The 9,662-nt window shown below is 58.5% G+C and carries 11 protein-coding genes; 1 reads left to right on the forward strand and 10 read right to left on the reverse strand.

From position 1 onward, the window contains the following. Nucleotides 1-24 precede the first annotated feature (24 nt). The 10 genes from BRA42_RS11400 to BRA42_RS11445 form a co-directional block, all read right to left on the reverse strand. A complete protein-coding gene (locus BRA42_RS11400) occupies nucleotides 25-624 on the reverse strand; it encodes a DUF4276 family protein (protein WP_292410452.1) in 600 nt (199 codons plus the stop codon). Beyond that, entirely contained in the window at nucleotides 624-1,823 is a 1,200-nt protein-coding gene (locus BRA42_RS11405; RefSeq protein WP_292410454.1) for an AAA family ATPase, read from the reverse strand. Before BRA42_RS11405 ends, BRA42_RS11400 begins: the two co-directional genes overlap by 1 nt. Before the next feature lie 104 nt (nucleotides 1,824-1,927). Then, complete coding sequence (locus BRA42_RS11410) at nucleotides 1,928-2,131, reverse strand: hypothetical protein (protein ID WP_292410456.1); 204 nt, start codon at nucleotides 2,129-2,131, stop codon at nucleotides 1,928-1,930. Nucleotides 2,132-2,257: 126 nt separating this feature from the next. Next, on the reverse strand, nucleotides 2,258-2,614 hold the full coding sequence (locus BRA42_RS11415) for a hypothetical protein (protein WP_292410458.1): 357 nt from the start codon (nucleotides 2,612-2,614) through the stop codon (nucleotides 2,258-2,260). Further along, nucleotides 2,611-5,007 carry a type II/IV secretion system ATPase subunit gene (locus BRA42_RS11420; RefSeq protein ID WP_342771228.1) on the reverse strand — a complete coding sequence of 799 codons (2,397 nt, stop codon included), beginning with the start codon at nucleotides 5,005-5,007 and terminating at the stop codon, nucleotides 2,611-2,613. The genes BRA42_RS11415 and BRA42_RS11420 overlap by 4 nt, the downstream gene beginning before the upstream one ends. Before the next feature lie 390 nt (nucleotides 5,008-5,397). Next, nucleotides 5,398-6,300, reverse strand: a complete 903-nt coding sequence (pstA, locus tag BRA42_RS11425; protein ID WP_342771229.1) for a phosphate ABC transporter permease PstA — start codon at nucleotides 6,298-6,300, stop codon at nucleotides 5,398-5,400. A gap of 4 nt (nucleotides 6,301-6,304) precedes the next feature. Beyond that, nucleotides 6,305-7,219: a phosphate ABC transporter permease subunit PstC gene (pstC, locus tag BRA42_RS11430; protein WP_292410464.1), complete on the reverse strand. Its 915-nt coding sequence runs from the start codon at nucleotides 7,217-7,219 to the stop codon at nucleotides 6,305-6,307. Between the two features lie 36 nt (nucleotides 7,220-7,255). Next, nucleotides 7,256-8,263 (reverse strand): substrate-binding domain-containing protein, encoded by a 1,008-nt coding sequence (locus BRA42_RS11435; protein ID WP_292410466.1) that lies wholly within the window; start codon nucleotides 8,261-8,263, stop codon nucleotides 7,256-7,258. A 263-nt stretch (nucleotides 8,264-8,526) separates the two neighbouring features. Further along, nucleotides 8,527-8,778 (reverse strand): hypothetical protein, encoded by a 252-nt coding sequence (locus BRA42_RS11440; protein WP_292410468.1) that lies wholly within the window; start codon nucleotides 8,776-8,778, stop codon nucleotides 8,527-8,529. Between the two features lie 82 nt (nucleotides 8,779-8,860). Continuing rightward, a complete protein-coding gene (locus BRA42_RS11445) occupies nucleotides 8,861-8,995 on the reverse strand; it encodes a hypothetical protein (RefSeq protein WP_292410470.1) in 135 nt (44 codons plus the stop codon). 34 nt (nucleotides 8,996-9,029) lie between these two features. Between BRA42_RS11445 and BRA42_RS11450 the strand changes: the two genes are divergently transcribed. Next, a complete protein-coding gene (locus tag BRA42_RS11450; RefSeq protein WP_292410472.1) occupies nucleotides 9,030-9,353 on the forward strand; it encodes a hypothetical protein in 324 nt (107 codons plus the stop codon). The last annotated feature ends 309 nt before the right edge of the window (nucleotides 9,354-9,662 follow it).

A 9,662-nucleotide genomic window follows, 5' to 3' on the forward strand; every position in this document is an offset into this window, starting at 1 on the left:
CGGGGGTATCCCCGATGCCAGTGATCACTGAAGTTTTTCATTCAAAATACGCTTCGTGCGCCGGAAAGCCGCCAGATGAGTTTCAAGCGTTGCGGGGTCGAGTTTGCCCAACACTTCAAAGGAACGCTTGCCCTTCCGATAGGCGTTCTGACATCTGCGCGTCGCACGTTTCAGGCTCTCCTGAACCTCCTGCCGACTGCGTTGCTCAAGGTTATCAAGCGGCGGCAAAGCGGATTCTTGAAGATTGTGACCATAATGTTGCCGGAGGGTGTCACGGTCGCTTACAATCCACGTCTCCATGCACGTTGCCATGAACAACACCTGCCGGTCATCGCTACCGTCCGGCTGTTCCCGGTTGTCACGTCTCCTGAGATGATCCCAGGTCCTTTCCTGGTCGTCAAGCGGATCTTCACTATCAATCAGCATAGCGACGTAATCGGCATTGCTTTGTTCGTGTGCTGTTTTGAAGTCGTCATACACCGCATCGCGGCCGCCACATGAAACGAATCGCGGCATCCTCCCTGAAAAACCCGCCGATTCCATCAACTGCCTGAACCCCTGACGACACAGAATGTGCAGGTCCTTCGAATCACCCCCTCCTTCCAGGTATATTTTTGCCGTCATCAACGGGTTCCTCCAATCTCTCCTTTGAGCCAGAGTTCCCCCAGACGGTACTTCTTCAACCATCCGGCAAGCTCCTTGCTGCTAAGCCGTTGCATCTCGGTTTGATTATTCTTCTTTTCACAGACGATAACGGATTCGGGAACCTCCGTCAGAGCACTCACCAGGATATCCGAATGCGTCGTCACAATGAGCTGGCAGCGTTCCGATGCCGATATCATCAGTTTTACAAGATACGGCAGGACGTCGGGATGCAAGCCCAACTCCGGCTCCTCTATGCAGACCAGCGGCGGCGGGTTCGGGTGGCAGAGGATTGCCAGCATACACAGGTATCGTAATGTGCCGTCGGAGAGTCGGGTTGCCGGGATTGTGAACGTTCCTTCTTTCAGGAAAAGTTGAACTCCGCCCCCTTCTACCTGTTCATAAAAGCCGTTAATCTCTGGATAGAGGTAATTCAGCGCCTCGAGGATATCGTGCTCGGCAGAGGGACGGAGTGAGTTTAAGACGAGGGGTAGATTTTCGCATGTCTCCAGCAGGTAGTCATTCGGGAGATCGGCCTTCTGCGATTTTCGCGGAGCAGTATAACGTCCGAAGGACCATTCCCGGTAAAGACGAAATTTTCCGTAAGTTTCTGTTAAGTAGGCAAGTACAGGATAGCGCTCAGGGTCCTTGACCTGCGAAAGGATAGATTCTTCAGGATCTATCCTATCTCTCGGCAGTTGTCGTTCTTCACCATCTCCCGGTCCCGAATTTCTCGCTTCATAATTTGATGTATCCTTCAACAAAATATGCCCCTTCTCATTCCGATAATAGTAGTATGGCTCGGCAAAACCCGGGTATGGTTCCGCGTTTCCAATCTGCTCGGTCTTTACCTCAAATCGCCGGCCATGCTCGACAAAAGAAAACTTATGCCGGAGCGGCATGCCGGGGCTAACCGGGTTATGGATGATGACTTCGATGGAAGCCGTGGGGTTCTTCGTACCTTTCCACAACCAGTCGCTCACACCCCCGGCCTCTTTAACCGGTGCGGACAGATCTTTTGGTGCCGCCCGTAACAGACTTATCGCTTCGAGGAGGTTGGATTTTCCGGAACCGTTGGGACCGATCAGCACATTCAGGGGCCCGAGCGGAAGCGGTTTGGTATCCGGTCCGAACGATAGTATGTTCTTTAGATGAATTTTTTCCAGTATGGGCTTATTCATGATCGAGACCTTCCTTCTCTTGAATCATCATTCTTACGTATCTTCGGCGTATTTGCATTCGCCGGTTCCTTTCATTCCGTTATCGAGGAGCTCGATATCCCCCGTTAATTTTCCGGGGCACCTTCAACTTCCATTCTGGTATAGAATTTACCTTCCCTTATTTCGTCTATTTCTTGTAGCGCTTTGCTCTTCTTCCCCGGCCTATCCTGTTTAAACGTACGCTCTATTCCTTTACTGATCGACTCATCTCCCCGCCGATGCGCAAGAATCTCCTTATACAGGTTATCGGATACTTCTATCGTTTGCATGTACATGGTGTCTACCATCCGCGGGATATACCTTGTGCAGGAGGTGTGAACAGGAACATGACCCGAATGTTTAGGTCATGGTTACGCGCTCGATTGTTTCGGGGAACGTCCCGGACCTCGCCGCCCCTACGTCGAGTGCATGCCGACGAGAAACGCGAGGAAGAAGATCGTGAGCACGGCGTTCATCGCCAGCGTCATGGCGACCGTAACTATCGCGACGCGGGCCGGGACCCTGCGTTCTCTCCCCTGGAAGAGATAGTAGAAGGAGACGAGGGAGGCGGTTATGAGGGCTGTTACGGCGGTCCCCAGCCCCACGCCGACCATGCTTCCTATGATCTCACCCCCCGCCCCGGGTGCGTTGAACCCGGAGATGTATCCGGTGGCGGTCGCTTCGAGCACCAGCAGAAAGAAGAGCAGCGGGCAGAGGGAGGCGTTCACGGCGATGTTCGCGGCAACGAAGACGGGGAGGGAGAGAGGCTTCATGCCTCCTGTCCGTTGCCGTTTTCGGGTGCTGCATGGGCGACCAGCGCCGCAATGTCGTCGTCGGTGATCTCGGCGCCGCTCCTGACCTGGGCCATGATCTCGTCTTTATCTTTATAATATGCCCGGATGAAGCCGAGCACCGTTTTATATTCCCGGATATGCTGCTCCTGCATCCAGAGGAGGAGGGCGGTGCGGTCGTCCATCTCCTGCCTGAGGGCTTCGAGGGAGATGCCGAACAGGTCGCGGATCTTGTCGAAGAGGTAACTTCGGCCCATGAACCGGAACTCGTCCGAGGCGGGCTGCCACCGGAAGACGGTGTTGGTGACGAGGTCGCCCTTCTCGCGGTCGATCTCGAGGATCTCGACGATAGCGGTGATCCTCCTGACGTTCCGCTCGCCCTTCCGGATCTGCATGGGGAAGATGACGGCGTCGAGGTTGGCGAGGAGGCTTCTCGGGAGGTTCATCGGGCTTGATTCTACACGGGCGAGGAGTTCGTCCATCGAGCCTGCGTGGATGGTGCCCATCGCCGCGTGGCCGACGGCGATCGCCTGGAAGAGAGTGAAGGCTTCTTCGCCGCGGACCTCGCCGACGATGATGAACTCCGGCCGCTGCCGGAGTGCCGCGATGAGGAGGTCATAGAGCGAGATGTCGCCCGGAGCCTTGCGGCCGCCGCCGCCGACGCCGGACGGCGCGCCCCCGGTGTCGCCGGTGCCGAACCCCGCCCGCGTGACCGATTGCAGCCAGTTGGGGTGCATCAGGTTCAGTTCGGTGGTGTCTTCAATGGAGACGATCTTGTACTCCGTCGGGATGAACCCGCAGAGGGCGTTTAAGAAGGTGGTCTTGCCGCTCGCGGTTCCTCCGGAGATGAGGAGGGAGCGCTTGTACTCCATCAGTATCCAGAGATAGGCGAGCTGCCGGGCGTCGACGGTCCCGTAGTCCATCATCTCGACAGGCGAGATCGGGTTCGACCGGAACTTCCGGATGGTGAAGGTCGACCCTTTGCGGGTGACCTCGCCGCCGAGTGTGAGGTTGCCCCGGCTCCCGTCGGGGAGGGTGATGTCGCGGATGGGCTGGAGGAGGGAGATGTGCCGCCCGCTGATCTGGGCGAGTTTGAGGACGAAGTTGTTCAGTTCGAGGTCGCCGAACCGGACGTTGGTCTGGATCGGCCCGTAGGTCCGGTGCTGGACGTAGAGGTCCAGGTTCGCGCCGTTGCAGCTGATATCTTCGATGTAGCGGTCCTTCATCATGGTGTCGATCTTGCTGTAGCCGATGTACTCCTTCTTGAGATGGAAGTAGATCCGGTCGCGCTGTTCGTCGGTGAACTTGAAACCGAGGATGGTGATGATCGAGAGGAAGCGCTCTTTCAAGTACTCTTCGCGGCGCTCCGCCGAGAGGAGGCCGATGTCGGTGCCGATCATCTTCTCGAACGCCTTCTTGATGAGGCCGAGGTAGTGCTCTTCGCCCTCGGAGAGGGACGGTTCGACGACGCGGTAGGAGAGCGCTCGCGCCTCCCGGTCGTATTCGATGTGGACGTACTGGTAGGGGGGGTCAACGGGGTAGGTGATGCGGACGTCCTTGAGGGAGCCGGTGAGGGAAGGTTCGCCGGTATCCCCGACGAAGAAGTCGGGGGACGTGAGCTCCGGCTCCTTCTCGGGAGCGAAGAGGGCGAGGACTTTTTCAAGGGCGGGGTAGCGGGCGGCGAGGGGGGCGAGCCGGGACTGGAGAGCAGCGAAGAGGTCGCCGGGCTCGGGGAAGCGGGAGAGGAGTTTTGCAAGGCCGGGGATGCGGGCGAGCCGGGAGGGGGCGCTGCCGGTCTCCGGGCGGCGGGAAAGGATGTCCTCCATGGAGGCGAGGCGGACGGGTTTTTCGGGACGGTCCGGGAGGCCGGGGCCCTCTTCCTCCGGGGGGAGGGCGGCAGGATCGCCGCTATCCCGGGGGTGCGGGCGGGGTTCCGCCGGGAAAGGATAGGAGAGACCGCCGGCGGAGATATCACGGACGCCGGAAGGACGCAGGAGGTCTTCGTCGTCAGGGTCGTCCGTCTCCGGGGGGAGGGCGTAGGAGAGGCCGCCGGCGGAGATATCACGGACGCCGGGACGACGCAGGAGGTCGTCGTCGCCGGGATCGTCCGTCTCCGGGGGGAGGGCGGCGGGATCGCCGCTATCCCGGGGGTGCGGGCCGGTCTCCGGGAGAGGGGGTTCAGGGTCTTCGGGAGGGCGCAGCAGGGCGTCCAGGGGGCTGTCGCCGTTACCGGGGCTTCTCCCGGACGCCGCGCGGAGGTCGGGCTCCCGGATGCCGTGAGCTCGCCGGAGGGTGTCGCCGGGGCCGTCGTCCACGATCTCCGGTTCTTTCTTCGTTCTCAGGGGGGGTTCGGCGGGTCCTTTCAGATCAACCATGGTGATATCTCCGGAGCAGGACTCGCGCCGTAGGATTGAACTGAAAAATAATTCCTATGAGAATGAAGGCTGCGGCGAGTCCATCCGATATTTTGAGAGTGCCGGAGTTCCCGTAAGCACGGTGCGCCGGGCAGGGGAGCGGGGATGCGAGGCCCCGCGGGGGATGTGGTCGGGTGCCGGATATATGATTTTCGCCGCTCCCGACCGCCCGCTCCGGGAAAAACTGTGCGGAGCCTGCGGTCGGGACGGCCACGGCCGATTTTTCCGTTGTCCTGCCGGGGATGATCCGTCCCCGGAGGGAGGGTGACGGGAACGCCGTGCAGGCCGGGAGCGATTTGCGGCTCCGTTCCTTTCGTCCATACCAGAAGCGTCCTGACAGGTCCTTTCAGGTCAACCATAGCGATACCTCCGGAGAAGAATCCGCGCCGTCAGATTGATCAGGAAAACAACCCCGATGAGAATGAAGGCTGCAGCGAATCCGTCCGATAGTTTGACGACGTTGGAGTTCTCGTAAGCATGGTACACCGCGTAGGGGAGCGTGCCCACGAGGTCCTGTAAGGGGTATAGTTTGATGCCGAATATGAGATTTTCATTGCTCCTGATCGCCAGCTCCGGGAAGAACTGTGTGTAGCCCGCGGTCAGGATGACCACGGCCGATTCTTCCGCCGCCCTGCCGAAACCGAGGATGATCCCGGTCAAAATGCCGGAGATCACTGTGGGGATGGTGACGTTCCGGATAGTCTGCCATTTCGTTGCCCCGAGAGCGTAACTCCCTTCCTCCAGGCTCTTTGGCACTGTCGCGATTGCATCCTCGATAGCACGTTCGATGACCGGAAGAATAAGTATCGCGAGCGCGATTGAACCGGAGATCAACGAGAAGCCCCCGGTGTATGCACGCATGTAGTAGACCAGGATCATCAGACCAACGATACCCAGTACGATGGAAGGGGTGCCGGAGAGCACCTCGATCAGGAACCGCAACAGCCGCGTGAACCTGTTGTCCGGGGCGTATCGCTGCAGATAGATCGCCGTCCCGAGAGCAAGGGGAGTTGCGATCAGGGTTGAGCAGACGGAGATGATGAGCGTCCCGACGACTGCATTCCCTATCGCGCCGCCGAGACCGGGAGATGCGGATTCAGGGGTGATGAGGAAGTACAGGCTGAGCGAAGGGAGCGCCTCGATGGTAACGGTGCCGAGGATCAGGAAGAGCACGAGCACCGAGAGCACTGTTGCCGCCGTGCAAAACAGCTTGAAAAACAGTTCTTCTGCTTTTCGCATCGTTCTTGTTGCCACTACATCATCTCCTGCTCTGCCTCAATCTTTTTTCGACGAACCGGATCAGCCCGACGAAGACAATCTCAAGACAGAAGAGCACGGCCGCTATCCCGAACAACGCGCTTCGCGCTTCGTCCACCGACACCCAGTAGCCGATATCGTTGAGGATCTTCGACGTCATTGCATACCCTGTGTCCAGGATGGAGACGGGGAACCGGGACGTATTGCCGATCAGCATGACCACGGCCATCGTCTCCCCCATCGCACGCATCAGCCCGAGGATGATGCCGGTCAGTATCCCCGGGGCCGCGATGGGGATGACCACCATCCGGGTGGTCTCCCACCGGGTGGCGCCCAACGCGAGCGATCCTTCCCGGTACTCGCGCGGGACGGAGCGCATCGCTTCCTGTGCAAGCGCCGTGACGGTCGGCAGGATCATGACGGCAAGCACGGACGCGGCAAGCAGGATACCGGTCCCGCTCCCGGGGTTCGGGTCGCGGAAGATGGGGATGAAGCCGAGGGTTGCATCGATGAACGGGTCTATGTGGTAGCGAAAAATATTCTCAAGAACAAAATAGCCGAATATGCCGTAGACGACCGAGGGGATGCCGACGAGCAGCTCGATGAGCGGCCGTATCGTCTTCTCCAGCCATACCGGTGCCCATTCTGCAAGGAAGATCGCGGTGAATATGCCCAGGGGACAGGCGATGACCATCGTCACTGCGGTCAACACGATGGTGCCGACAAGGAAGACCAGGATACCGTACTCGCCGGTAGAGTAGTTCCAGGTCGTGCCGGTAAGAAATCCGACACCTTCTTTTTCGAATACAGGGGCAGCGGTGAGGAAGATAAATCCGAAGATCAGGAAAACAACGAGAGCGCTTACTGCTGCCGAAGACAGGAAGAACAATCGTGGAATGTCGTATGTCTGGCTCATAAAAAAGGTGGGTTTGGTGGTTCCGTCCCTCTATGCTTACACGAACTCAATGATGCTGAACATGCCAACTTCGTGGATCGAGTCGACCGCACCGGGGGACTGGGCGAAGTTGATGTAGTCCTTCACGATGGCGGACGGGTTGCCGTTGACGATGTAGTTGAGCGGGCGGGCGAGAGCCGAGACATATGAGTCATCATTGTCGTTGCCCTTCAGGCTCTCAAGGATGCTGTCTTTGGTGCACTCTTTGCCGTCGACATCCAGAGCCTTGTGGTTGCTGGTGACGTAGCCGTAGTCGATGAAGCCGAGGCGGATGTGATCCTTGTCACCGCCGGCGATGGCGGCTGCAACACCTGCGTTGCCGTTCACACCCTCTGCCCCGGTGTTGTCGAAGCTGTCACCGGGGTACTTCAGGTACTCCTTGGCAACAGTCTCCTCGGTTCCGGAGGCCTCAGAGCGCTGGTAGATGGTGACATCAACAGTTCCCGCACCAGCAGCAGCAGCGCCGGTTATGTTGCCGTCCGTAACAACTGCACCAACCGTTGCACTGTCATCGGTGATGGTCTGGTCATAGAGGGCCTTCAGACCTTCTTTGGTCACCCCTGTGAAGTCGTCGACATCGTCAGGTACAACGATTGCCACACCGGAGCCGCCGATCTGGTAGGTCTGGAGGTCGGGGTACTTTCCAAGTTCAGCGTCCTTAACAGCACGGGAAGCCGAGCCGATGTCGACAATGTTCATGCCGACGGAGGTGACCCCGGCGCCGGAGCCGCCGCCCTGGACGGTGATCTTCACGCCGGGCTTCTGGGCCATGAAGGCCTTGGCGAGGAGCTCGGAGGCGGGCTGGACGGTGGTCGAGCCTGCAATCAGCACCTCGGCGGAGGCGGAGCCACCGACGTCTCCAACGTTCGTCTGTTCGGCAACATCGGAACTGAAGGTACCCATGATGGTACCGACGGCGACCGCACCGACGACAGCGACGACGATCAGGACGAGGGTCGCGACGATCGGAGAGACCGCGTTCTCATTCATGTTCAGGAATTTCATGTTCCATCTCACCTTTGTTTTTGTAACACGCGGTGAAGCCTGCGAATGGTTCCAGGAAAATCTTCACCATCCATCCTGTTGGATCTGGTACTATATATTTCTGACGAATTTGATATAGCAAGAGCACAATAATATATATTTTTATATAGTGTCAATAAAAATGTCAGATAAAAATTCCCGGCGCCCCGGGAAGCGTTCCGGCGGCGGCGCCAGACCGTCCGGAGAGAAGGCGGCCGGGCAGCGTTCCGTCCCGAAAAAGAGGGTCATCTTCCGCGTTTCAGTCTGACCGAGGCAAAATAGAGGACGACGGCGATCCCCGCCGCCGGTGCCGCCGCGAAGGAGAGCGCGGAGGCCCCGTACCAGGGGACCGATCCCGCGGTGATGAGCGCGAGCGCGGAAAACGCGGCAAACGCCAGGAGGGGCCGACCATGGCCCCCGCGCGCTGGTAGGACGTTCGAGAGTACAGGAGGTTCGACGGGGGCGTGCCGGGACTCCGGGCTTGTTTGAAGAGACATGGGATCGGGGCATCATCTCTTTCGAGAGGGATATGCCTTTCCTCAGGGATCTCTATAGGGGTATAGAGTCTCCCGGGGGAGGTCAGGACGATTCGCGGAAGATCCTGCCCCGGGACGCGGCAAGCAGCGTGAGGAGGTGCGCCGGGTCCACTCCCTCGACGACGACCTCCTCTTCGGTGGAGGAGGGGGCGGGGGCCTTCTCTTCTAAACCGGACAATTTTAAAAGATATATTCCCAATCGGATGAACCAAATGCGATTTAAGAGGTTAATTGGAGAACATTTGCAGGACCTTGAGCAGAGTGAGAAAATAATCGCAGAAAAAATTGGTATATGCCGAAGCGATCTGATCATCGCGGTGGCGGAATATAAACCATTTGTACCATACATGATGAAACAAAGTCAGCTAAAAACAAATCCAGTATATATAATCGTTAATAATGATGCTGTGCCTTTCGAACAAATATTTGAAAGAAGTATTTACCACGATAGAGATCCGGAATTACCATTTGTTTTTATCAGGGGAAAGGAACAAAGGGAGAAGTTCCTCGCAGAATATAACCGAGTGCTCTGTTGAGCGAGCACGGTGAACGCGGCAAACGCCAGGAACGGCCGGCCAGGGCCCCCGGCGCGGGCAGGATGTTCGAGGGTGCGGGAGATTCGACGGGGGTGTCCCGGGACTCCGGGCTGGTTCGGGGAGGCATCGGGATCGGGGTATCAGATCCCCCGAGGGGTGATAGACCGCCCCGCTGGATCCCCCATAGGCCTATGGAGTTTTCGGGCGGCTGCCAGGTCCAGTTCACCGGCCGTCAGCTCCGGGAGGGAGGCGGGCCAATCATGAACCCCGCGGACCGGACGGAGGTCCCTCCATGATCTCCTCTGATAT

This window comes from Methanoculleus sp. UBA374, from assembly GCA_002508705.1.
GTDB classification, from domain to species: Archaea; Halobacteriota; Methanomicrobia; order Methanomicrobiales; family Methanoculleaceae; genus Methanoculleus; species Methanoculleus palmolei.